The following is a 24,387-nucleotide window of genomic DNA, read 5'->3' on the forward strand; positions in this document are numbered from 1 at the left end:
AGCATTCAGAGCAAATGGCTTATCAGCTTCAGCATTCTTCTTCATGGAATTTCTGGTTTATACCCGATGTTTTCAGTCTTGGGATAATCGGTAAAATGAAGTTTAATGAACTAAAAAATGATCCTGCCCTTCAGGAACTATTCCGTATGATGGGGATTGAAAGCACAAAGAACATTGGAAGGTTATATTTCTGCATTTGTATTGTTCACAGAGTTTACAAGTTTGTCTCCTTCCAAGCTTCTGCATATTGCACAGCATGAGTATGATGATGGAGTAAGGCCACATATGATGACACATTTCAAGATGATTGAAAGCTTCAGGGAACATCTAGATGGATTGACAACTACTATGAATACTTCCCTATGCATCAACCAGTATAAGATGCTATGTCAATAAGATATGGTCATTCTTTTCGACGTACTATTTACCTGTTCCAGCATCTTTGCGCAGTGTGGAAGTACGTGCAAGACCAAAAAAAGAAAATCAGAAGTTGCCCGATCGTGAACTAATCTTGAAGGCTATTAAGATAGCATCGATAAGAAACAAAGCTATCATTTTGGTAGGAATTGCATCAGGTCTCGCTGCATCAGACATATGTAACCTTACTGTCCAGGATTTTAGAGATGGATATGACCCTGTGACAGAGATTACAACACTCTCTTTGAGGAGACAGAAAACACAGATCGATTTCACTACTTTCTTATCTCCAGAGGCATCACGAGCTGTGAATACTTACCTTATGAAAAGAGAACAAATGTTCAAAGATAGTTCAGATGGAGAGAAGTTGCATGAGGCAATAAAGGTGACTCTAGATAGTCCATTGTTCATCTTGGAGAAGAAATTCGGAAGATACCTACGTAACAAGGAAGAGTTTAATCGTGCTCTGATATCAGGCTTGATTATTGAGTTGTATAAAGCTATCGCAAACAAGGTTGAGGATACAAGGCGACCAAGTACATTTAGATTGATGTGTAGTCACAACATGAGGAAATACTTCAGCACAACACTAAGGAATGCTGGAGTCGATGGTGATGTCATTGAACATATGATGGGGCATACATTGGGTGCAGTAAAACAGGCATATGTAAAATTTGATACAGAATTCCTGAAGAAGGTTTATATGGAGAACTACCTTGCTTTACTTATTGATGAGAGAGCAGACGCTTCAACTTCTCCTGAGTTCAAAGTTCTAAAGGAAGAGAACAAGGAACTCAGTGACCAGAATGATGCAAACCGTTCATTAGCATATCAAGATAAGGGACGTGCTACAGATTTAGAAGAGGAAAAAGAAAAGCTTATTAAGTCTAATGAAACACAGAAGAAACTGGTGGATGCGTTCATGAGCGATCCTTCTATACGTGAGCTTATGGGTAAGATTATGGAGCAAACAGAAGCACAGAAAGAGGAAAAGGAAGGCTGATTTTTTCAGTTTCTCTTTTTATTTTACCACAACTTAATAATAGATACATAAAAGCACCTTTTTATGAGTTGCCCACCTTGGCCAAAGGCGATGTGCTTAAGATCCATTCTCATAAGAGTTCGTGAGTTTGGATTTCATTTGCAATCTTAATTTTCAGATGTTAATAATGATATCGCAAAGTCCACATATTTTTGAAATTGCATAAATATACGATTGTTTTTATAGTTATGCAAAATAATTGATCTGAGGATAAAGTACGCCACAAACATTCATATTATGTTCTATCCTGAAACTTTCAATTTCTGATTTAGCAACAATTGGATTGACAGAGAGATGTTGCCGAATTTTGGCTAGTTGTTCAAAAGCATTGGGTATGTGATTATTGAAATGTGACTCCTCTGTGTCACCAAAGACTTCCATAAGTGTTATAGCATAACATAAATAGGCTATTAATTCTTTCCTCAACGATACTAATTCCAAATAATTCTCGTTAATGTATCTTGATTCTCTGTTTTCAGTTGATATATAGTTAGAATAAAAAACATTAATGGCGTCATAACTTAACGCATTACCTGATTCATCTAGTTGCTTTTCAAAGTTATACATTTGATTAATAAAGTGTGCTACTTCTTCTTTCAATTCTATATTTTTAGCTTTCATAGATGTTGCATATATCTTTGATTTCATATCATCTAGAATTAACATACGAGATATATTTGCAAGATTGTTTTTTTCAGAAGAGAACTCTGCAGAATCAACAATATCTCTGCATATACGAATCAGCTCACGGGCTAATCCTCCAGACATACAAAAACAGAAACACATAAATGGAACTGGCATCCCTATTACTCTTTTTTTGATGAGTTCTTTTGCTTCTTTAAGATTAAGATAGTCTACATAAATGGTACCATCAAAAGAACTATCAAACGCATCACGGAAAGGTAAACCTCTTCTTTCAAAAGCACTCATTGCGTTTTCTGAAAGTGAAATCAAATAGTAGCAGTTTTCTATATTGAATATTCCCTTTATCTCATTTAAGAATTGGTGAGCCTTTTCATTTGATGATATTTTGTCTAGTTCATCAATTCCTATAATGAATTTATATTTTCTGGCTAAACTTCCTACAAAATCACGATAACCATTGACTATTTCAGGTAAACTTGACTGGTTTTTAGATAGGATTTTTGCAGATTTTATATTGCTTTCTAATCCCATAGGAAGCTTTAGGGAACCTGACCAACCAGATGAATAACTACTTTGGAACCTTATGTTATCAATCCATTCACTTGCTTGTTCAAAATGAGTGGTTATACCTCTCATAAAATAAAAAAGTCTAAAAGTTTGCAATGTTGTTATAAATGCTGCACATAAAAGAAGAAAACCTATACCCGAATTAATTTCATTTAACATTATTTGATGTTCCAAATAATTCATCTGCCACAACATAGCAATATAATTTCTAATGAAGATATAAGACCCTGCTGTAATTAAAAAGATGGTCAGTACGAAATATACAATCATCATTCGTTTGTATTTTTTCAATATAGAACTGCTATCAGTCCTTTTTAGATATAATCTACTACCACTTTCATGTTTAATTACTTCCTCACATACTTGTAGGAATAAGTATAATATGAAATCACGTGATTCATATTTCACGGGTACAGAGACTTGAATAGGTATTGTTTTGATCTTACCATCTGTGGACGTAGAAGATTTACAAAATGAATCAATCAAAGCTGTTTTCCCAGCTCCACGTGATCCAGTAATACCTAAGCTTCCATGTGGCATGAGATTTAGCCATCGTGCAAGTTTTTCTTTAGATTTTCTTGATACTTCAAATTTAGGTTCAAACACTTCTGCTAAACCTTGATAATCGATTTTTGGTAACGAAAAGTTAAAAGCTTCTTTCAATTCTTCATTAATTAAAAGTCTTAATTGAGGCAAGATTCCATTTAGTAAAATAGTTCTATGTATTTTGCTTTCAATTTCTTCCATTTCTATTATCATTTTCTCTGGTTTTTCAACTTCATGGATATTTTTGGATCTATGTACCATAAATGCTATGGCCATACTAGCAAATATTGATAGTTCTATATTTGTATCAAAACCCATAACTGGAATGAATATAGTAATAACAAAAACTATGAAAAGGGCAGAATAAAAAGACACATAACGCGGATATCTTTTTTTAAAAATTGGGAGATAAACTGTACTTTCACGAAGTTGTTTATTTAATCTATTAAACTCATCAACTTCATCGCTAAATGTCAACAAAATATCATCTTTTTTTTTTTCGATTTTTGATTTAAAATAATCTTTTTCAAATCCTGTCTTTGAAATATTTTCTTTAATTTCTTTGATTTCAAGTGCCTCTTCAATGAGTTTATCAAAATGAAGTGAATATTTTTTTGATTGCATAATTATTTCTCTCAAAGTAATATTCAAAAAACAAAAATCTAATACTATATTTTTTGATATTGATTTCTAGTTTTGTATAACTTTTCTCTGATTATAAATAAATATTATGAAATTAAAGGCTTTGTAGAAACCTATTAAACTCAACATCATAGGATGAAATAGTTACTTATTATCAATTTCATTTAATACATTTCTAATTATTGCATACTTAAATCAGCAATCAAATATCGAGGTTTTCTACAGAGCCAATTTCTTCTAATATATTACTTTCCTAATTAATAATTCCAATTCTCATGGCTAACTGGCAATTGATTTAGCTTATCTCTATAGAATTGCCATTTTGGCATGAACTTGTCCATTAACGAAATAAAACGAGAATTATGTGTCGGCTCCAGCAGATGTGCCATTTCATGCACGACTACGTATTCAAGGCATTCATGTGGCTTTTTGGCAAGTTCGGTGTTCAACAGGATATTCCGTGCTTTGTGATTACAGCTTCCCCATTTTGTTTTCATTCGCCTTACAAACAAACGCTCCACTTTCACACCCATCAATTGCTCCCACTTGGATATCAAAGGGCTTACCGTTTTCCTGAGCTGGTCACGGTACCATGCATCAAGAACAGCTTGCTTTTTTTTATCATCTGCTCCGGGTCGCACTCGCAGAATCATTTTTTTATGTTTCAGTTCAACTGAAGGAGCTTCATTGGCTTCGATGATCTTAAGCATATAACGCCTCCCCCAGACGTAATGACTTTCACGATCAAGATATTCACGTGGAGTTTCACGCTCCTGCTCTTGAAGCTTTGTCTGTTGCTGTTTTATCCAGCTAAGTTTGGATATGGCAAAGATGCGTATCTTATCAATATCCATTCTTAGAGGAGCAGATATCTTTACTTTGCCATGGGGAGGGTAAACGCTCAGGTGTATGTTCTTTATGTCCTTGAAGACCACTTCTGCTGTTATTTCGCCCAATTCGATCTGTTTGAACATTAATATTCGTCCTGTGCTTTGATGATGAGGAAAAGACGCTCAACCTCATCGACATCTTGCAGGATATCAAATAGCGCTTGTTTTATGACATTTTCGCGTGGCTCGACATCACGCCAGTCATCAGAACGTACATGTTTGACAGTTTCATCGATTCTTATTGCAAGGTCAAGGACCGGGTCATTAGATGAAGTGTATCTGGCGTTTCCTTCTGATATATCCCCGGTTTTATGTCCTGGTATTTGTATGTTGTTATAGAGCGCTCGCAATGCAGGACTTGCTTTGAGTTCTTCCGAAGTGTCATCCTCTTGCCCTGATTCCACTTTCTTTACCAGTTCGGCAATTTGCCTCAAATATTCTTCATATTCGATGGCCTTTGCTTTTCTTGCTGCTATGATCTCATCCAGCAGAGCTGACATTTTTTCATAGTAGGCCGGATCATTCAGGTGTTCCTTGAGAATCCTGCGGCGGACGTTGTTCTCAATTATCTCAGCCACAGCATTCTTTTTACCTTTCAAACTTCCAAGCTGTGTATCAATGGCTTTATCGATGCCGGTCTTAACAATCAGTTCCAGCAATGGAAGGTCATCAAACGATGAAACCTTCTTGGGTTCTGTTGCCTCGATGTAGGTATCGATGAGATGACGCATGTCTGCTTCGTAGGCTTTAAGGTCGAGAGTTTCGCCGCTGGCTCGGCGAATTATCTCACGAATCATCAGATAATGATCGATCTGCTGCTTGATATGGTTGATCTTTGCTTCACTGTAGCCTGCGGATTCCATTTCATCTGAGATGTTAGAGTAAGAACGAACTAGTGAAGCTGTTGCCTTGTAGAGAGCCACACGCTGGGTTTCATGTTCCTGAAGGTCCGTTGGTATCTCAGTATTACCACAGAAGTAGTGGATATGTTCCAGTTCACCTTTTGGTGATTCGACTGGTTCACATAGAAGTGCCAAGGTCTCCAATGCATTATCAAGACGTTCCTTACCTTTTTTCAGGCGGTCCTGCATTAGAACTTCCGGAACTGCACCCTCGGCACTGTGGTCCAGTTCGGAGGAATAGACCTGTAGTGCTCCGGTGCCTTTGTCGTTGACAAGGTTCTTGAAAAGGTCCTTGTAGTCCACGATATAACCGAAATCCTTGTCTTCTCCATCCAACCGGTTCGTACGACAGATAGCCTGGAATAGGCCGTGATCCCGCATTGACTTGTCTATGTAAAGATAGGTGCATGGAGGTGCATCAAAACCGGTGAGGAGTTTGTCTACCACGATAAGCAATTTCATGTTTGCCGGCTCTTTGGTGAACAGGTTCTTTGCTTGCTCTTCATAGGTTTCTGTCTTTGTCATTCCGGGTCTGGTTTCGATGTCCTTGAGAAGTTCAGTGTAGGTATTGTATATGGATTCTTTAGCGGTATCGGTGTTTGCACCTGTATCCTCTTTTGTTATATCCCTGGCTAGTGGATTGTAGGATGTCACCACAGCACATTTGCTTTTGAAAGGTGTTTTCTGGAATAGGGCGAAGTACTTGCAGGCTTCGTAAATGCTTGATGCAACAAGAAGGGCGTTACCACGATTACTGGACAGGCGAGGTTTCACACTGAAATCAAAGATGATGTCATTTACCACTTTATCCATGCGTGAGCGTGAACTCAGCACTACCTGCATTGTACCCCAGTGCTTTTTTAGTTCGTCTTTCTGCCAGTCGTTGAGTCCTCTGGTCTTTGCCTCGAACCATGCATCGATCCTCTCTTCTGAACCCAGATTCTGGTCTATGTCACGTGCTTCATAGAGCAGGTCGAGTACGACGTTGTCCGCTACTGCCTCGCAGAATTTGTAGGTGTGTATGTAGCCACCGAAGATTTCCAGACTGGTCTTATCTTTCTTGAGCAGGGGTGTGCCGGTAAAACCAATGAACACGGCGTTTGGCATTATTGCTTTCATGGTTTTGTTTAGTTTTCCATTCTGGGTACGATGACATTCATCCACGAAGACAAAGACTTCACCTACGGTCTTGCTTGGCTGGGCTTTCAGATCCTTGATAAATGCATCGAAGTCATCCACATCCTTTCTACCGAATTTGTGGACCAGGGAACATATCAGGCGTGGTGCTGCCAGAGAGAGCAAACTCAATAATTCCTGACCGCTTGTTGTACGTTTGATATCTTCGTCGGCTTCGGTGAATACACCCTCTATCTGCTTGTCCAGTTCATCACGGTCGGTGACAATGACCACACGAGCATTGGGATTGTTCTCCAGTATCCATTTGGCCAGCAGTACCATGACGATACTCTTACCACTGCCCTGTGTATGCCAGATTATACCGCCTTTATGCTGGCAAACATGTTTCTGTGCAGCCTTGACACCGAAATACTGGTGCACTCGTGGTAGTTTTTTGATGCCGCCGTCAAAAAGAACGAAATCATACATCAGCTCAATGAGCCGGTCCTTACGACACATCTTGATAAGATACTTGTCAAGCTTGAAACGGCTGTCATCCTCTTCATCTTCCTTCCACTTGAGGAAATATTTTTCTGGTGTACCAATGGTCCCATACATCAAACCTTCGGAATCGTTGCCAGCAAAAATGAACTGTACTGTGCTGAAAAACCATTCATTGAACTCAGGCCGTTGGTTAGAAATATTCTGACGGATGCCATCTCCTATGCTCACCCGACTGTTCTTCAGCTCCAATACTCCAATGGCTATTCCGTTCACATAGAGCACTATATCCGGTCGACGCTCTCTATTCCCCTTGAGAGTGACCTCTTCAGCAATGGCAAAGTGATTATCTTCAGGTTCTTTCCAGTTGATGAGTTGTACGGTTTCTGTGACCTCGTCTACCTCGGTCTTTACAGGGACCCCATAACGCAGCAGGTTATAGACAGCCTTGTTGTTACCATAGAGTCCCTGGTTGTTGTTACCTGCATCTTTTTTCAGCCTGTAGAGTACCTTTCCAATCTGCTTTTTAGTATAACCCTTCCTTTCCAGCCAGTCGCCGAGCAGTTTTTCCTCGATATTGCTATTCCCTTCTCGGTCAATCCAATTACCGAGATAGTCGTAGCCAAGTTCATTATGGAACAGGGTAATTATGCGATCCTGTGTTTTACGCTCAGACTGGCCGATTGACATTATCATTCCTCTTGTGCTAGTATTTCTGTTTTCACGTATTGTTTGAAGTCTTCGATTGCTGTGAAATAAAGATAGCCAGCCTGATTGGCAATGGAAGTTACCTCAGCACCTTCATTTAGTAAGACAGCAACAGGTCGGCTGAGTTCTTCCTGGATACCATTGGGCCAGGCAAGATCGAACACTGCCTTTTGTTCTCCGGTGGTGCTGTCAGCAAAATCGTAACCAAGTTCACCTGGCGGAAGACTCTGTTCTCTAACCCAATTGTTTAGAGATACTAACTGTTCCCTTTCCTCTTCGCTGGAAAAGCCGCCAACGGATATTGTAGATGAAACTGTTGCTTTTGCACCTGTCAACCAGCGTGTATCCCCATGTAGTAATTCTTCCATTCTCATGTTCACTTCATCTGCTAACAGTGATTTCCTTGCTTCGAGGAAATCTAAGTAGTTCTCGATCCTCCATAGAGTGGTGTCAGCAGGAATCCACTGGGATGCCAGTGCATCAGGATGTGCTTGTTCAACTTCCTGGAAATACTGCTCTGGGAAACGATCACTTATGACAAGATTTGTGTCCTTTGTGAGGAAACAGAAGTTAGCCAGAGCATTCACCTCTGAGCGTTTATGATCGCGTTTGTATAGCTGGGCTTTTGGGAAAATATGATGGACTTCAAGTTTACTCATTTTTCCCAGTAAACTTGATCTGAGAGGAAGTCCAGTACCCCAATCACGGGCCTGTCCCATTCTTGTTAGCATGTAAAGCACAGGATAGAAACGTGCACCAAGACTCCAGCTTGCGAAATGCCCGGGCTCTACCAGCAATCCACCGTTCCAGAGACGTAATTGATCTAGTAGCTTGTCAAGTCCACCATCCGGCCCTTCCAGTGCTGCCAGATCTTTATCGATGAATGATTCAGTTGAACCTGAAAAGCGTCCCCACATACCGGCTTGAGCGAACCAGAATAAGAGCTTATCCCGTTCAATCTCATCCATTGGACCACTTCGCTGGTCAAGGTATCTTACCATCACAGGAACCCCATACTTACCGAAGAAGACCTGGTTGTGATCCAGTCCCAGACGTCCACTTATCAAATTCAAGCAGGTGTTAATGTGTTTGATAGCCTTCTTGAGAGCATCCTGAATTTCTTCAGCATTCTTATCATGCAAATACTGAAACTTAGCTTCACCAGTTAGTACCGTGTTTACCGAACGTAGTAACCAGTCGATATTGAAGTCATAACCTGCATCCTCCCACTCTTTCAACTGTGCTTTCATAGTATCTCGTGCAGCAGGCCATTCAGCACAAATCTTTGCCAGAGCCAGATCACCTTTTGAGAGCTTGGTTCCACCACTGTTCACCCGGTTGAAGATGTCTACCACTACGTCCAGAGTCTTGTCTGTTCCTGTTACTTCTTCTATATGAAGCTCTACGTCTTTTATGGCTAGCAGATGGCCCAGGCGACCAATGTATTCACCTATTTTAGGTGCGAGTTCCGGTTGTTTACTAAGTTGTGCAATTAACGCACCGACACCATCATTTCCCTTCTGCATGAGCTCCGTAACATCAATCCAAAGTGGATCATCTTTCATTTTCATTGGCAGGTAAAACATGAAGATTTCCTTTTCAAGATGGAAGCGCAACCCAGTGAAAGTCTTAATGCTGCCATCGAAGAACTCAGGAGCATGTCCTCGTATCACACCATATAAAGATGTCATACGCTGCTGTCCATCAAGCAAGAGTTTAACCACACCGGCTGCTAACTCTCCATCTCCACGATGAGCTGCTGTCCTGGACTCAGTGGCCCATACCAGCAATCCACCAATAGGATGTCGTCGGTAAAGTGAATCAAAAAGCCCACGTACCTGATCTCTGTTCCAAACATAACCCCGCTGAAACTCAGGCAATGCCATATGTCCGTTATCAATATAGTCGAGAATAGTAGAGATCTTCATGTTTCCACACCTTGTAAAATGTCTTTAGGAACCCAGATCCATCCTTCACTCAAGGGTACGGAATCCTCCGGGCTTATAAGATTCTCAGGATTATTTGTAAAAATGTAAGCTATAAGAGCACAGGTAAGTGCATCCATTTTGTCCTGGTTATCAGTTGGTTGATTTGCAATCTGTTGGCGTAAAGCATGTATTGACTCAGAATCCTTGCAAGCTGCCGGATAAGCTTCAATCGCAGTCAGCAACCCCCCATCATTCCACACACCACACCGCTCAACTTCTGGAGCGAACTTAGCCAAAACATGCATACCTTTGGTAGCCTGACTACCGATCATATCTTTAACAGATGACAACGGACTAAGTCTATTTTCAATCGGGTAGCATTTAGTCTGACAGTACAGACAGCGTTCAGTCTGACGATACAGGTAAGGATTTGTGGCAGAACGCTCCAGCGATTCTACGAATTTTAAACCATTCACCAATTCCACAAACTCAACAGAAAATCCCAGTGGTGCATCTATGGATAGAGTTATATGCTCACCATTAGCAGGTAGATTTGCGGCGCACAGGGAAAACAGTTTTCGAATAAATTCCGTTGCATTTTTAGCTTCGTTAATAAAAGGCCGAAGATTACCACGCCACGGTTTGCCCACGATACCTAATGAGGGGTTAAGAATTACAATAGCATCACGGCTATTTTTATTCTTGTCGCAGTTCCACCCACCGACATCCCAGCCAATGAAGAAGGAGTAGGGTATTTGTGTACTACTCATACCAATCGAATCCTCCCTGTAAGCAGTTCCTGCATCATCCCTTGCTTGAGCTTGCGAGTCTTGGCAAGCTTTTCCTCTAGTAAGGAAAGCTCTGCATCCATGTCGCAGAGGATAGCAGCAATAGCGTTTTGTTCTTCAATAGTAGGGGGTAAATACAAGTCAAGCCCAGAGAATTCATTACCATTGATCCCTGGTTGACCACTCCGCATAGACATCATGCGAACCCAATTCCAGTATCTTGCTGTTTTTGTAAAAGCCGCAAAGAATTCAGGACACAGCTTTTCACAATTGATTTTGGCTCTGATGAGGAAACCAGCAAATACAAGTTCACCATCTTTTATGTTGTAGAGATAGGTTTTTCCAACACTCGCACCTGTGCGTGCAAAGACAATTTCGTGTTTGTCAAGAAGGTAATTCATTGCAAGTGGGTGATCAACAGCAATTTGATTATCTGGCGTAAACCTACCATCATCATCGATATCAGTTATTCTAAGATAGGTTGGAAGGTTCCCTGAATAAGGAACACCGGGAGCGTTTATTCCATAATCTGGATTTCCTAAAAGACATTCTCGCAGAGAAAAATCAATCCACTCTCCACTAAACCCCGGCAACCGCTTCTTCCCTGTCAGCAACTCCTGCATGGCACCCTGCTTGATCTGGCGTTTCTTGGTGATGAGCTGCTCAAGTGATTCAATGAGGGCATCCGCATCGGTCAGTGCTTGGGCGATGGCTTCTTGTTCGTCTTTGGTGGATGGAACTGGAATCCTATATTTTGCAATGGAAATACCAGTTAATTGTGGAATACCACCACTTTCTGTAAAGATTTTCACTCTATGATTTATATATTCAGTTAAGAAATTAGCATCAACATTTTTCACGGGAAATAAGACTAACAATCTACCAATCGCACCAAAGCTACCTCTTCGTGTGAATGCTATCCCTAATCCCACACCTCTGCCTACAATAGTTAAACTCTCTCCATTGTATTCTGAAATATTGTAAAAACCATACAGTCCTTCATTTGTAACTGTATTTGAGAAAACAGGATATTTGAAAATATCATCTTGGTATGTAGAATAATTCTCTTCTTTCAAATCTCTACCAACCGATATCGAAACTAAATCTCCAATGGGCTGAACCTTCCAATCCTCAGGAATCACTCCCACCTCAGTCTGCTTATATCCAGCCGGAATGCTCTCAGCTATACACTCCGCACTCATGTATGTTCCTCCCACCTAAGTTGCATCCTAATTATGCCAGATTTAACTGAATTAAAACGGAATCCGGATAATTGGTCAACTGTTTGCGGACTAATTTTACACACCCTAGATTTCGCAGACATCGTCTGCGGAATTTGCTGTATCTCCTGATGCATCTGTGTGCAGAGATCCACGAGTTGTTGAAAGCCGTAATCATTCTCAGAGTTCATAGCTTGAACCCCATCCTTTCCAGGTGTTGGTTCACTTTCGACTCCAGCTCAGCCACACGCTCTGTCATCTGTGGCATTGGAGTTTCGTAGCGTTCTGCCAACTCTTTCACACGCTGAGTAAGGGATTGGCTGATACGGTCCATCTCCCCATGTATGTCTGAATCAAGTGTTGAAAGCCATTTGTCATCCACCACCAGCGTTTTTATCTCGTCCTCGCTGAGTTTAGGATATTGAGCATAGGTCTTTGTATCAAGGGCAGTTTCGGCATCCTTGAGACTCTTCTTAAGGCCAGCTTCTTCGTTGGCCAGTTTCAGCCAGGCATTGAGTACAGCAACTTCATCCTTTGCCTCCTTCTCACCTTTAATCTCTTTCAGGCGAGCAGTGACATTGGCTTTGTTCACTTTGTCCAGTTCGGAAAAAGCGCCATCTTCGCCTCCGTGTTCTTCTTCAAGCTCGGTCTTGCTGGCGGTAACGCTTTCCATTTCAGCAGTGATCTGGTCGATAGCTTCCTGCTCTTTAGCGAAGTAGCGAGTCACGATAAGCGGCTTAGGCACAAGGTCGCAGGTCCAGCCTTTATCCTTCTCTTTACCTTTCTTGTCCTTCTCAATTATGCGGTAGGTCTCAGCTGTCCAGCCATCGGCGGAGATGAAATAGCAGTCGTCCTGCATCGTTTCAACCCAATAGTCCATCAGGTGTTGATACACATCGTATTGGTTAATGAGCGGCTTACCATCATAGTGAGTAAGCAGGTTCTCAGAAAGCCCAGCTATGATCTCCTTCGGGTGGGATCCAGCCTCCAATTGTCGAAGCTTTGTAGATGATATCGCACGCCACTGGGCAAAATGCTCGTTCATGCTGGCAATGAAGTCTGCAAACTCAGGATGTTGGTAGATCGTGGATTTGATTGCTGATTTGTCAACAATAAGCTCCATATAACCGGGACGTTTTTCTTTGAACAGAGCCTGCTGAAGCTGCGGACAGACATCCCAGTAACGCTTAAGTGAATCTATATCAGCGCAAGGAATACCTCCGTGCAGGTGCCCTTCGATATCCTGAAGGTCCTCAGCCTGTTGACTGTCAATATAACGGGGAAGATTCAGGTTGAACTCGTTCTTCTCGATCTCCTCTAAGCTGACCATCCGTGAATATTTAGGAACCTCAGCCTGCCTTGTGAAAATATCAACTATCTTGTGTATATCCTGGGCACGAAGACGATTCTTAGGTCCGTCCTTCATGAAACCCGCACTGGCATCTATCATGAATATGCCTTTACGAGCCTGGGCATTTTCCTTGTCAATAACAATAATGCAGGCCGGAATACCCGTCCCATAAAACAAGTTGGCGGGAAGACCAATGATACCTTTGATGTAACCTTTGCGTACCAGTGCACGACGAATGTCAGCCTCGGCATTGCCACGGAACAGCACTCCGTGTGGCAAGATGCATGCACCTTTGCCTGTACTCTTAAGGGAACGGACAATATGCAGAAGATATGCATAATCTCCTTGTTTTGCAGGTGGAACTCCAAAGGGCTTGAAACGCTCATAAGGGTCATCGAGAGGTGCCAGCCCGGTACTCCATCGTTTGTCACTGAAGGGGGGATTAGCCACAACATAATCAAAGGTCTTGAGAATTTCTTTAGTTTCGCTATTCTCCTTTATTCTCTCCTTAAACTTTGGATCAGCTAAGGTATTACCCTGCGCAATAAGAGCCTCAGCATTGTTATGCAGAATCATGTTCATGCGAGCAAGACCTGAAGTCGCAGCATCTTTTTCCTGACCGTTCAAAGTCACCTTTGTTTTTGCCTCGTCTGCAACCTTCAAGAGCAATGAACCAGAACCACAGGTGGGATCATATACGGAGGTGGCACTTGTAGTCTCTGCATTGCGGATACCGATAATCTGCGATATAATGCGACTGACCTCAGATGGAGTATAGAACTGTCCTTTGCTCTTGCCACTCTCTGTAGCAAAGTGTCTCATGAGGTATTCGTAAGCATCACCAAGAATGTCATCATGTTCAGCACGATTCTTTGAGAAGTCAAGCGCAGGGTTCTCAAAGATGGCGATAAGATTGGTGAGTCTTTGTACCTTTTCTTTTCCACTACCCAACTTTGACTCGTTGTCGAAATCCGGCATATCTGACAATTGCTTATTGGCATTGACCAATGGACCAATAATTTTCTTATTGATCTGATCGCCAATATCCGGTTTGCCCTTAAGTGCAACCATGTCCTTGAAACTCGCACCCTGTGGAATCTTAATGGGAGCGAAAGGCATGTCAGCGTATTTGTCACTGACGTACTTAATGAAAAGCAGAACGAGAACATAGTCTTTGTACTGGCTAGCATCCATTCCGCCACGAAGCTCGTCGCAACCGGACCAGAGAGAGGAGTAAAGTTCGGATTTTTTTAGGGCCATGTAAGATCACCAATGATTGTTGACTTTGAGATGGTTGCTTGAAAATGAGAAAAACTGTTGCAGATTGAAAGTATTGTTAACGAACTCTGAATGTTTGGGACGATATTAATGGTATATTCCTCTTCGCCCACATTCCACATATAATCTGAAATGTGGTTTTCGTTTTGGTTCATGCTTTTTCAACCTTTTATATAGTACTATCCGATGATGATAGTCAAAAGTAATAAATGTGTTCATTTTACTAAGAATATTACATAGTTTCAAGTTGAAAAATGCTTGTAAAAAACTTGCCGAACCGAGATTTTGGGGGCGAAGGGCAAAGAGTGTCTGAATGTTTTGTAATAATGACAGCTTAATTGTTTACATCATTTTTTTTTGAAGTTGTTATGTAGAAAATAACACCCAGCTTTTAAAGTCAATTTTTACTTCTTAAGAGTGAAATGTTTATAAACGCAAAATATTACCGATGCACTTAATATAAATTTAAATAGTATAAATACATACAATATAAATATATTCTACTGTACATTTATAAAACAACATAAGTTAGAGTGATTTACAATGCCAACGAAAGTGCACAAAGTATTTGTTAGCTATCATCATGCAAATGATCAAGACTATCGAGACAAATTTGAAAAACTAATAAGCGATTCAAACATTTCTGTGATAAAATCTGTCCAGATTGGAGATATTGATTCAAATTTGCCAACGGACACAATTAGGCGAAAAATAAGAGATGATTACCTAAGTGACTCGACAGTTACTGTTGTATTGATAGGTGCTGAAACATGGAAGAGAAAGCATGTTGATTGGGAAATAAGTTCTAGTATCAGAGATACTAAAAACAGCTCCCGCTCTGGATTAATAGGTATTTTACTTCCAACATATCCACGTTCCTCTAAAGATAGATATAACCAATATACGATACCTCCCAGACTTTATGAGAATTTAAAAGAGGAATGCGAGTTTGCTAAGATTTACAATTGGAACGAAGATCCTAAAATAATTCAAAAATGGATACATGAAGCTTTTGATCGCAGGAATATAATAGATCCAATTAACACATATCCTAATTTCGCAAACAATCGCACTGGAACTTGTTGGCAATATTAATATGAATGAAACAATACAATTTGTTGATTTTCATTATAATTCTTCGTTTATCATAATGAAAATGAACATATGGATTTTACTTTTTATTGCCGGTGTCTATCTGATATTGCATTTTGGAATTCTTAAAAAGATTAAATCCAATCCAGAACTTGCTGAAATATCATTTAGCTTGAAAGGTCCACGTGTAAAATACAAAATTCAGCGAAATTATGAAAATCTGGAAATAGCTCATAGAATATACACAGAACTCATTACAAGAAAAGCAGCCAATCCTATTGATTATGAGCATGATGTTATAAAAGAAATCTATGATTCCTGGTATCAATTATTTAAAGTTACAAGAGAAGAATTAAAACAATTATCTGGTAAAAGTCTTCAAGACAGAAGAAATTCAGATCAATTGATTCAGATGTCAACTGATATATTAAATATGGGATTAAGACCTCATCTAACAAAATATCAGGCAACATTTCGAAAATGGTATGAAGAAGAGTTAGAGACAGAAGGAATGAAAGGCCAAAGTCCTCAAATGATTCAGAAAAACTTTCCAGAATATACTGAGTTGATAGAATCAATGAGAGAAGTGAATCAACTGCTAATAGATTATTCTGAACAATTGCATACGTTCATAATTGGAGAATGCGGGACTTTGAAGAAATAACTTAAAACTTATAGTTTTGTTTGACTCTGTAGAAAAACTATATAAATATCATCTTCTGGTATAATTAAATAAGATAGGCTAATATCAACGGTACATCCGGTGTAATTGTGCACAATTATTTATCCCATTATTTAGAGGATTTCTACAGAGCCGAAAAATCTTCAATTGCTACGCTTGCCATACTGCTAGTATAACATCTCTTACTTTCCTATGGAAAGGAGCTATCATATGACAATACCTTCTTCATTCATCTTTCCAAAAAACCATTTTTTAAAATCATTTACGTTTGAGAATTGATACCGTGGAGCCATGTTTTTCCAATTTGGCTCAGAACCTTTTCTAAGCATTTTCACAGCAGAGTCTACATGGTCTGCAAATCTCTTATTTCTGAAATCTTCGAGATAGATATCTAATCCCCTATCTATTTCAGAATCCGCTTTTTTACTTGCCTTCTTTTGCCGTTCCAAGACCTCAAGCTCAGCAAGCTTTGATCTGAGCTCAGATAATTCCTGCTCCCTCTGGGAAATAGTAAGCTGTACATATTCTAGCGGAGATACATCTTTCAGTACCTGCTGGATTCCTGCTTCCAAAACTTCCGAGAAGCTTTTGTTATGGAGTGATTGAGTTGATTCAAATGATGATTTTAAATAAGGATCAATAGAAGTTGTAGTTTTAATTTTCATATAATGCCACCTCCTACATTTCGTGTCGATTTTCAAATTGAATAATACCCGGAAAAAAACGAGAGCCGCATACGTACGTATGGGTACGTACGCATGCCAAGGCAACAAAGCCTCGGCTCAGTTACCTCTTAGGCTACGCCGCAGCATAGCGATACGTGTTAGAGGTCCGGAGATTTATGGGATACGTATGGGTACGTATTCGTATTCAAGTTCTCGAAAATCACACTCCTATCTTAGTCAAAGCATTCCAGAGGAAACATAGGAGATCCTTCTGGAAATAATCATAAAAAATATCCAGGACTATCATGCTGTCACTTCCTGGACTACAGGCAGATATGCCTCAATCACATTGGCTCTTATCTTCGACCAGTTTATACAGCCCTTTGGCATCTTGAAACCCACAACTGGCTTCACATGTCTTACGTTCTGGAAGATCCAGCCATATACATGCATATCCTTCTCAAAAAAGAATGGACTTAGATAGTGACACTCTGAATATGCAGCAAACTTCTCCGGGTTGTTAAAAGGAATCGTTCCGGATATATCCACCACACACAGAATCTTTCCATGGGGAAGTGTGGAGATCTTCCTTCCCAAGACCTCCTCGAAGTATTTGCGATCCTTCCTTCGAACATTTCCCCGGGTTGCATAGATTGCCACTGGTCCTCTATAGTGGCAGTTTGTGGACCGGATATCCAATACCTTAATTCCCATGGCAATAAGGGAAGCCCATGGTTGACGTACTGCAAGGACCTTCATGACTTCCTCTGGAGCATCCAGAGGACATTCTCCCATGTTTCCAGGGATTTTATTGGTAAGGCCACAATACCAGCTGATACGAGGACCTCTTACGGTGTCAATCTCTTCAGGTAGAAGATGTTTGCATTTTACTTTCCTGCAGAGGCCTGTTGCAGGATGTGCTCCTTTTAGTGGTCCTGTCATTGCATCACCCCCTTGATTTCTTCTCTTCGTTTGAGATCCTGGTATCTGCAGATGTAGTGACCACAGGTAGAACAGGCTCGAATGTGACTCTTAAATCCTCGGTGCTTGACCCTTCGGATCTTCCTGTGGCAAGCTTTGGCAGCTTGCTGTAAAGATTGGTCTTCTTTAACATCCAGCTCAATGTCTGCATGGTTTAGTACGTCAGACATCAGTAACACCACACATCATCTGTTGGGTATTCTGCCCGCTCTTCGCAATAAGAAGAATAACAAGGAGAGCAAAGCAGACCCTCGTCGGTCATACGTGCGTTCTTTGTAGTGAAGCCACAACGAGCACAGATAGGAATATTAGGAGCTGCCATCAGTACACTACCTCATAAAGGTCTAGTATTTTGGTCAGTGTTCCCCTGGCCATCTTCAACTGGCTGCACACATGTCCTAGAGACTTGCTTTCAAGGTACAGATCCACAGCCTCCTCTCTGCGCTTAACAGGTATATTTTTGAGTGGTTCTGCAGGTTTTCTTTTTGTGATCTTCTGGAACCTTTTCCAGTTGATCATCTCTTGTTGAGTAAGCTCGAAACCAGACATCAGTACACCACCTCGTTTACTTCTTGATCCTGGCTATTATCTGGATCCTTGAAATTCTCACGTGAATAGATCTCTATGAATCTCTTCCAGCAGCACATTACTCATCACCTCCCTCAGAGGGTTCTGGAGCAAGATATTTGCTGTAGTGTTCTATGTACCTGGCACGTGTGGCCTTCCATCCTGCCAGCAATGCAAATAATATAAGCAGCAGCATGAATCCTGCGTAGATCTGCATGGCCATACCAAAGGGAAAATAGAACACATACCCTATTGTGAGAACTGATCCGGAAACAGCACCAAGCAAAAAATGATAAGCTTCACGATAGTTAACAATCTCAGAAGTGAATGGTCCATCTTCTGGTTTTGGTGCATCCTTGATTTCCTGCAGCTTCTCTGCAGGTATGCCTGTAAGCTTGCTAACAATACGTACTTCCATTGTAATTACAGGAATATGATCAGGGAAGATCTCAGCACAATCAGAACAGGGTTGATCAGAGATCATTCAGATCACTCCCAATGATTGAAATACAACGGCACTAAATGTCCAAAAGTACAAAATTGACAGGATTATTATCCCTAAACGGACAGCAGCTTTTGAATAGCCATATAATTCTGCTTTCCACCCAGGAACAATCTCCAGCCAGGACACGTGTACACAGTCATCATCTATGCGAATGTTGGCGCTGGATATCTGGTCAGGATGTAATCCTAGGATGATATTAGAACCAGTCTCATTGTCTGGGTCTGCAATTACCCAGCGAACACGTACGTCAGGAGTAAGTTTCATTTACTCTCCCTCCTGAAACTCTGCTAGTACCCGAGGGACGTAATCAAGGCCGAGCTTTGCAAGTTCTGTTCTTTTGAAATCCTCGATATCTTCACGGGTAATTAGAGGAGATGTAAGAGCGGACCCCATGGGGATTGTGGTACGAGTGGGGTTTATTAAACAAGGGTCCGCCGTTTCATTGTGAAGTACTGCATCTATGCGAGATCGCAGGATAGAAAAGTATGCATTCAGGCTTGCAGTTTTTAAATTTACTTCTGCAAGCATGATGTCAAGATCTCCTTGATCTAGAAGTGCTAAGTTTTCGACATGTGCACCGTTACTTTTATTGCTCTTCTCACTGTTTTTTAAATTGGAGACTTGGTTTGATGGCTCGTCAAAACTCATTCAAATCATGCCTCCCATTATTGCTATTTCTAATTGTCCTACAGCGTTCTGAATTATCTTGCATTCTCGTGTTATACCATTCTGCAAAATAGGACTACGCTTATAATCGTTTATCAGCTCATGAGCCTCTTCTGCAGTGAAGGCCGCACTATTGCCACCTACGGAAACAACGATCTTATCAGGCATGACAGGACACCTCTTTGTCATTTTCTGATTTCAAACCATTTGCCACAAAAACCCGCACAGCATGGCTTCTGCTTCCATAGACCGGTTTCAGAGCATTGAGCCCCTCCACCATATCAACCGGCATTTCGATAGTTACAAACTGTTTATCATCTTTATTTTTGGTAATTTAAATCACCCTCAGTGTTTGACAATATTTGTTATTATTTGGCAAATATAAGAACCTTTTGCTATATTTTTTATCAGTTTTTGGCAATTACTGTCAATCAGCTTTTAGTATTCTGGGTTACAAAATAACAATAAGAACATGGCAAGCACAACAAGCGGGACAATCAACGCAAGTATTGGCACAGAATTAAAAAAAAAGGTTGAACATTTTGTAGCAGATCATCCTGATAAATACCGTACAAAATCGGCTTTTATATTCAAGGCATGCAGTGATTTACTCGAGAAACATGAATCTAGCACAGATATTGACAAAAATAAACATTATAATGTTAATGAATTCAAATCACCTTCTTACGACACCAAATACAGTCGTGCGCAGGTTCTAGAGCGAATCATCAGTAATTTAGAACAGCAAACTAAATATGCAGAAGCAGAGGGAGATACCACCTCAGCCCTAAAGTTATCCAAGGAAGCCGGAAAATATCTAAAAGAGCTATTAGATGAGACTAAAAAACCAACGTCAGATAACATTAAGATAAAGCGTGTACATAAAAACCCTTCAGCATCATCCTCAAAGACCGTTAACATACAGGAAGACGACATCGAGATTATAGAATAATCTCCAGTTTTTCTATTTATTGTATAAACTATGAGTACACCACCGAATAGTTATGGTTCGGATTGCACCCTTCGCATATTATGGAGGGATAATAGTAATAACCAAAAAATGCAACGCTATTTTAAGTCGATGATACAATAATCTTCAAAAAATCTATACAAATAATTAATGGTTTTTTTTAAAATTGCCTTTTTTTTACGTGATTTCTATTTTTTATTGACAACATTATTTTTAAAATAAAATTAAAAATGTTATAATACCTTGAAAACCGAATTTAAAATATAGTCATATTCTATGAACATATGATTTGGGGGTACGAAAATGAAAATAATAGAAATGAATACACACAAATTGAGCATTTTTACCATTACATTATTACTAATGATAATGTCTGTTGGAAATGCAGTAGCATTTGACCCGGCAAACCCATCGATTGATATCGAGAAATCTACCAACGGGGTTGATGCCGATGATTCGGACGATGCTCCAGAGATTCTTGTTGGTAGCGATGTTACTTGGACGTATACAGTAACAAATACCGGCAATGTAGATTTAACCAATGTTGTTGTTGCTGACGATAAGATTGGTGATCCTCTATATAATGTCGGCAACCTCTCGGTAGGCGAGTCCTTTACATTTGATGCTACTGAGATAGGTTCTGCTGCACTGGGCTTATACACAAATGTGGGTACTGCGAGGGGTGAGTATGGTGAGACGCTAGTATCTGATACTGATCCTAGCCACTATTTCGGTGTGGAAGATACCGAAATTCCAGAATTCCCAACCATTGCTCTCCCAGTAGTTGCAGTTCTTGGTCTGGCATTGTTCTTCCAGCATAGAAAAGATTATAAATAATTGATTGGAGGTTTTAATCCTCCATCTATTTTAATATTAATAAAGAATTAAAATGCACTTACCAACTTCTTCACCTTCTTTGTCCTGAAATTGAATTTACCACCACTCAAAATCCTGTCCTTCATCCTCTTGAGTGTGCTCCTGTGTTTAATTCCATATTCTCTTGCGTCTTTTGGAGTCAGAGCCAGTATTTGCAGTTTGATTGATTCCTCATCAACGAAGGTTTGTGCTCTCTGAAGCTCTAATTCCTCTTCATCAATATTGTTGGCTTCCTTTCCAATATAGCGGATACCTTCTGCATGAACATGTTTCCTTTCCAATATTCCAATATCCCCATCAAACTTAGATTCAAGATGATTAGCATACTCTATTATTGTCCTGCTAAGTTGCTTGAAATAATGAGATCCTTGTTTGATCACTCCTGTTTCATAATCAATAAAAGACTCATAAACACTACTCTGAGGATCATTAGAGAAAGGAGCTAAAGGTTTTACAGGTGAAGGAAAACTCAATTTGAATACTCCGGCAGTGAGGAGACTACTAACTTTTCAAAAAAAACTTTAAATAAATAATAAAATACTTGTATAAATTATTATAAATACAACTTTATGTTTATTAACGCTGGAATGATGTCAGAGTCTTATTCCTACCATACATTAAAATTATTTTTGAGGAGACCTGCAATAAATGAAAAAACATTTACTTGACGTAGTATTTGCATCTGAAAAAAGGAAAAATGTACTCCTGTTATTACAGAATGGAGAACTGAAGATGGAAGCTCTCCTCAAGGCTCTGGACACAACAAGAAATGCACTGCTTCCTCAGATGAAGATCTTAGAAGAGCATTACCTTGTGTTTCACTATGGTGATAACTATGAACTAACAACTATTGGGAAACTGGTTGTTGATGAGATGGTCCCTTTATTGAATACTATTGAACTTTTTGAGAATGATATTGATTACTGGGGAACTCGCAATCTTAGTTTTATTCCTCCTCACCTTTTGCAACGCATAGATGAACTTAGAAAATGCAAGATTATAACTCCTCCTTATGTAGATATATATAAACTCAATGAAGAAATTCAGGAAACATCCCCTATTTCAAAAACACATTATGGAATTGTGACATTTTACCATCCTTTGTTTCCTCAATTTATATCAAATATGATATCAAACAATGTAAATGTGTATTTGATAGTACCTCAATCTGTGCTTGACCAATTTAGAACTGAGCACTCCACACTATTTAAAAAATTAATTAAAAGTGAGTTCTTTCATTTTTCTGTATATCTTGAAAATATGAGTTTTTTGGGCATTGCATGTAACGACTATTACTTTATGATGAGGCTGTTAAAAAACAATGGTGAACATGATACAAGATATATCCTCTGTGATGGTAAAGAGGCATTAGAATGGGGAAAAGAACTTTTTGATTATTGCCTAAAATATTCTACAGCAATAACCGAAATTTGATTAACCTTTTTTGCATTAATCCTTAATTTTGTTATTACAGTTATAATTTTTAATAACTGGTTATTTTTTGTTTTGTCCATTTCAACAAAACATATTTAATTTAGATTAAGAGTTGCGTTTTTTATAGTTACCTATATCCCCGCATATTAGGGAGGGGGTAATAGTAATAACCAAAAAACGCAACGATAAATTTAAACCAGTAGTATCATTCATTTGGTAGATATTGAATTAATTTTAACTGTTGCTTTGAAATAATCTGTGTTTTGTATCCCTTGACATTATATCATTCAGATTAGCTCTGTTAACTTTTTAATGAACAATGATTCGAATCATAGTTTCATAAAGAATATAGTATACTGTAAAACAAACGTATTTATGCACAGAAATCGAAATGTCATGTTAGCATATTGTATTCAATATGAATTGGTGGGTGGTAAGAAAATGAAAATTAAACAAAATATGATGAATTGTATAGACGTAGCCTTGATAATTCTGATAATGTTTGCGGGAAATGCAGCAGCAACTCCACTAAACTATCCACCGGTGGCAGATGCCAATGGTCCTTATGAAAGCTGCGTAGGTTCAATCATAACCCTTGATGCTTCGGGTTCCTATGATCCTGATTATCCTATTGGATCAATTGTTTCATGGGAATGGGACATAGATGACGATGGAGAATTTGATGATGCTTCGGGTGAGACTGTCGACTGGACATGGGGTAGTGTCGGTGACAAAGTGGTCAGTCTCAGGGTTACCGATGATGTTGGAGCCATTGACGTTGGTTATGCCACAGTAAGAGTCAATGAATGTGGAGAAATCCCAGAGTTCCCAACAATTGCACTTCCAGTAATTGCAATACTCGGACTTGCATTCTTCTTCCAGCGTAGGAAAGACTAAAAATAATTTATTGGAGGTTTTTACCCTCAATCTATTTTTATTGTAAGTAAAATCACTTTATCAACATCCACCCCACGTTTCCAACCTCCCCCTCACATGGACATTAAGCGTAAAAGGCTTATCGTACTCAGCATTTTACTTCATATAATGCAATGTACCCTTAGAAAAACCCATTTTCTTCCATTCAGTGTAACTGATAGCAATAATCGTCTTCCTGATCTCATCCGTATCCTGTCTTTCAATCTTGTAGGAAGGATGGGTAAAATCAATCGTCCTCTTTTTACCATTCAGGAATTGAGCCAACTCCCTTGTTTTCAGTAAAAGAACATAGCTCCACATCATTGACTTATCTTGATATGTTACCTTCTTATTCATCCAAGATTGGAACTCCTCTGTAAGCTTCTTAGCTCCACTGAGTCTAAGCCTGAAAGAATAATTATCAGTCCTGATGAAGCCCTTCTTATCCATCCTTTCTGATTCTATCAGACTGATAACCGCAAAATCTACAAAA

The 24,387-nt window shown here is 39.6% G+C and carries 26 protein-coding genes; 7 read left to right on the forward strand and 19 right to left on the reverse strand.

Annotated features, from left to right (window positions below):
- Window positions 1-451 precede the first annotated feature (451 nt).
- A complete protein-coding gene (locus WN948_RS03210; RefSeq protein WP_342306525.1) occupies window positions 452-1,420 on the forward strand; it encodes a tyrosine-type recombinase/integrase in 969 nt (322 codons plus the stop codon).
- A 225-nt stretch (window positions 1,421-1,645) separates the two neighbouring features.
- Here the strand turns inward: WN948_RS03210 and WN948_RS03215 are convergent, their stop codons facing one another.
- The 7 genes from WN948_RS03215 to WN948_RS03245 all read right to left on the reverse strand — a co-directional run bounded on the left by WN948_RS03215 (window position 1,646) and on the right by WN948_RS03245 (window position 14,523).
- Window positions 1,646-3,841 carry a P-loop NTPase fold protein gene (locus WN948_RS03215; protein WP_342305559.1) on the reverse strand — a complete coding sequence of 732 codons (2,196 nt, stop codon included), beginning with the start codon at window positions 3,839-3,841 and terminating at the stop codon, window positions 1,646-1,648.
- A gap of 275 nt (window positions 3,842-4,116) precedes the next feature.
- Window positions 4,117-4,833: a SprT family zinc-dependent metalloprotease gene (locus WN948_RS03220; protein WP_342305560.1), complete on the reverse strand. Its 717-nt coding sequence runs from the start codon at window positions 4,831-4,833 to the stop codon at window positions 4,117-4,119.
- Complete coding sequence (locus WN948_RS03225; protein ID WP_342305561.1) at window positions 4,833-7,958, reverse strand: HsdR family type I site-specific deoxyribonuclease; 3,126 nt, start codon at window positions 7,956-7,958, stop codon at window positions 4,833-4,835. Before WN948_RS03225 ends, WN948_RS03220 begins: the two co-directional genes overlap by 1 nt.
- A 2-nt stretch (window positions 7,959-7,960) precedes the next feature.
- Window positions 7,961-9,904: a DUF262 domain-containing protein gene (locus WN948_RS03230; RefSeq protein ID WP_342305562.1), complete on the reverse strand. Its 1,944-nt coding sequence runs from the start codon at window positions 9,902-9,904 to the stop codon at window positions 7,961-7,963.
- Complete coding sequence (locus WN948_RS03235; protein WP_342305563.1) at window positions 9,901-10,554, reverse strand: hypothetical protein; 654 nt, start codon at window positions 10,552-10,554, stop codon at window positions 9,901-9,903. The genes WN948_RS03230 and WN948_RS03235 overlap by 4 nt, the downstream gene beginning before the upstream one ends.
- A 116-nt stretch (window positions 10,555-10,670) precedes the next feature.
- Complete coding sequence (locus tag WN948_RS03240) at window positions 10,671-11,894, reverse strand: restriction endonuclease subunit S (protein ID WP_342305564.1); 1,224 nt, start codon at window positions 11,892-11,894, stop codon at window positions 10,671-10,673.
- A gap of 205 nt (window positions 11,895-12,099) precedes the next feature.
- Window positions 12,100-14,523: a type I restriction-modification system subunit M gene (locus WN948_RS03245; protein WP_342305565.1), complete on the reverse strand. Its 2,424-nt coding sequence runs from the start codon at window positions 14,521-14,523 to the stop codon at window positions 12,100-12,102.
- A gap of 561 nt (window positions 14,524-15,084) precedes the next feature.
- Between WN948_RS03245 and WN948_RS03250 the strand changes: the two genes are divergently transcribed.
- Window positions 15,085-15,636, forward strand: a complete 552-nt coding sequence (locus tag WN948_RS03250) for a TIR domain-containing protein (RefSeq protein ID WP_342305566.1) — start codon at window positions 15,085-15,087, stop codon at window positions 15,634-15,636.
- A 1-nt stretch (window position 15,637) separates the two neighbouring features.
- Window positions 15,638-16,297 carry a hypothetical protein gene (locus WN948_RS03255; protein ID WP_342305567.1) on the forward strand — a complete coding sequence of 220 codons (660 nt, stop codon included), beginning with the start codon at window positions 15,638-15,640 and terminating at the stop codon, window positions 16,295-16,297.
- Window positions 16,298-16,521: 224 nt separating this feature from the next.
- Here the strand turns inward: WN948_RS03255 and WN948_RS03260 are convergent, their stop codons facing one another.
- The 10 genes from WN948_RS03260 to WN948_RS03305 all read right to left on the reverse strand — a co-directional run bounded on the left by WN948_RS03260 (window position 16,522) and on the right by WN948_RS03305 (window position 19,991).
- Complete coding sequence (locus WN948_RS03260) at window positions 16,522-16,980, reverse strand: hypothetical protein (protein WP_342305568.1); 459 nt, start codon at window positions 16,978-16,980, stop codon at window positions 16,522-16,524.
- 303 nt (window positions 16,981-17,283) lie between these two features.
- Window positions 17,284-17,922: a hypothetical protein gene (locus WN948_RS03265; protein WP_342305569.1), complete on the reverse strand. Its 639-nt coding sequence runs from the start codon at window positions 17,920-17,922 to the stop codon at window positions 17,284-17,286.
- Between the two features lie 4 nt (window positions 17,923-17,926).
- Window positions 17,927-18,094, reverse strand: a complete 168-nt coding sequence (locus WN948_RS03270) for a hypothetical protein (RefSeq protein WP_342305570.1) — start codon at window positions 18,092-18,094, stop codon at window positions 17,927-17,929.
- Window positions 18,095-18,130: 36 nt separating this feature from the next.
- Window positions 18,131-18,283 carry a hypothetical protein gene (locus WN948_RS03275; RefSeq protein WP_342305571.1) on the reverse strand — a complete coding sequence of 51 codons (153 nt, stop codon included), beginning with the start codon at window positions 18,281-18,283 and terminating at the stop codon, window positions 18,131-18,133.
- The gene (locus tag WN948_RS03280) at window positions 18,283-18,510 is read right to left on the reverse strand and encodes a hypothetical protein (RefSeq protein WP_342304168.1); all 228 of its coding nucleotides are present in this window, start codon (window positions 18,508-18,510) and stop codon (window positions 18,283-18,285) included. The genes WN948_RS03275 and WN948_RS03280 overlap by 1 nt, the downstream gene beginning before the upstream one ends.
- A 97-nt stretch (window positions 18,511-18,607) precedes the next feature.
- Window positions 18,608-19,012, reverse strand: coding sequence for a hypothetical protein (locus WN948_RS03285; RefSeq protein ID WP_342305572.1), 405 nt, complete (start codon window positions 19,010-19,012; stop codon window positions 18,608-18,610).
- Complete coding sequence (locus tag WN948_RS03290) at window positions 19,013-19,297, reverse strand: hypothetical protein (protein ID WP_342305573.1); 285 nt, start codon at window positions 19,295-19,297, stop codon at window positions 19,013-19,015. It abuts the gene before it with no gap.
- Window positions 19,298-19,561, reverse strand: a complete 264-nt coding sequence (locus WN948_RS03295) for a hypothetical protein (RefSeq protein WP_342305574.1) — start codon at window positions 19,559-19,561, stop codon at window positions 19,298-19,300.
- A gap of 120 nt (window positions 19,562-19,681) precedes the next feature.
- A complete protein-coding gene (locus WN948_RS03300; RefSeq protein ID WP_342305575.1) occupies window positions 19,682-19,867 on the reverse strand; it encodes a hypothetical protein in 186 nt (61 codons plus the stop codon).
- Window positions 19,860-19,991, reverse strand: a complete 132-nt coding sequence (locus WN948_RS03305; RefSeq protein WP_342305576.1) for a hypothetical protein — start codon at window positions 19,989-19,991, stop codon at window positions 19,860-19,862. Before WN948_RS03305 ends, WN948_RS03300 begins: the two co-directional genes overlap by 8 nt.
- A gap of 180 nt (window positions 19,992-20,171) precedes the next feature.
- Here WN948_RS03305 and WN948_RS03310 point away from each other — a divergent pair, with 180 nt between their 5' ends.
- Complete coding sequence (locus tag WN948_RS03310; RefSeq protein WP_342305577.1) at window positions 20,172-20,651, forward strand: hypothetical protein; 480 nt, start codon at window positions 20,172-20,174, stop codon at window positions 20,649-20,651.
- Between the two features lie 321 nt (window positions 20,652-20,972).
- A complete protein-coding gene (locus WN948_RS03315; RefSeq protein WP_342305578.1) occupies window positions 20,973-21,506 on the forward strand; it encodes a PEF-CTERM sorting domain-containing protein in 534 nt (177 codons plus the stop codon).
- Window positions 21,507-21,553: 47 nt separating this feature from the next.
- On the opposite strand, the gene WN948_RS03320 is transcribed toward WN948_RS03315, so the two are convergent.
- Complete coding sequence (locus WN948_RS03320; RefSeq protein WP_342305579.1) at window positions 21,554-22,018, reverse strand: hypothetical protein; 465 nt, start codon at window positions 22,016-22,018, stop codon at window positions 21,554-21,556.
- Between the two features lie 175 nt (window positions 22,019-22,193).
- On the opposite strand from WN948_RS03320, the gene WN948_RS03325 reads away from it, so the two are divergent.
- Both WN948_RS03325 and WN948_RS03330 read left to right on the forward strand, forming a co-directional pair.
- A complete protein-coding gene (locus WN948_RS03325) occupies window positions 22,194-22,979 on the forward strand; it encodes a winged helix-turn-helix domain-containing protein (protein ID WP_342305580.1) in 786 nt (261 codons plus the stop codon).
- Between the two features lie 441 nt (window positions 22,980-23,420).
- Window positions 23,421-23,876, forward strand: coding sequence for a PKD domain-containing protein (locus WN948_RS03330; protein WP_342305581.1), 456 nt, complete (start codon window positions 23,421-23,423; stop codon window positions 23,874-23,876).
- A gap of 135 nt (window positions 23,877-24,011) precedes the next feature.
- On the opposite strand, the gene WN948_RS03335 is transcribed toward WN948_RS03330, so the two are convergent.
- Complete coding sequence (locus WN948_RS03335) at window positions 24,012-24,344, reverse strand: CRISPR-associated protein Cas1 (RefSeq protein ID WP_342305582.1); 333 nt, start codon at window positions 24,342-24,344, stop codon at window positions 24,012-24,014.
- Between the last annotated feature and the right edge of the window lie 43 nt (window positions 24,345-24,387).

The sequence above is a fragment of the Methanolobus sp. ZRKC5 genome, from assembly GCF_038446525.1.
Lineage (GTDB): Archaea > Halobacteriota > Methanosarcinia > Methanosarcinales > Methanosarcinaceae > Methanolobus.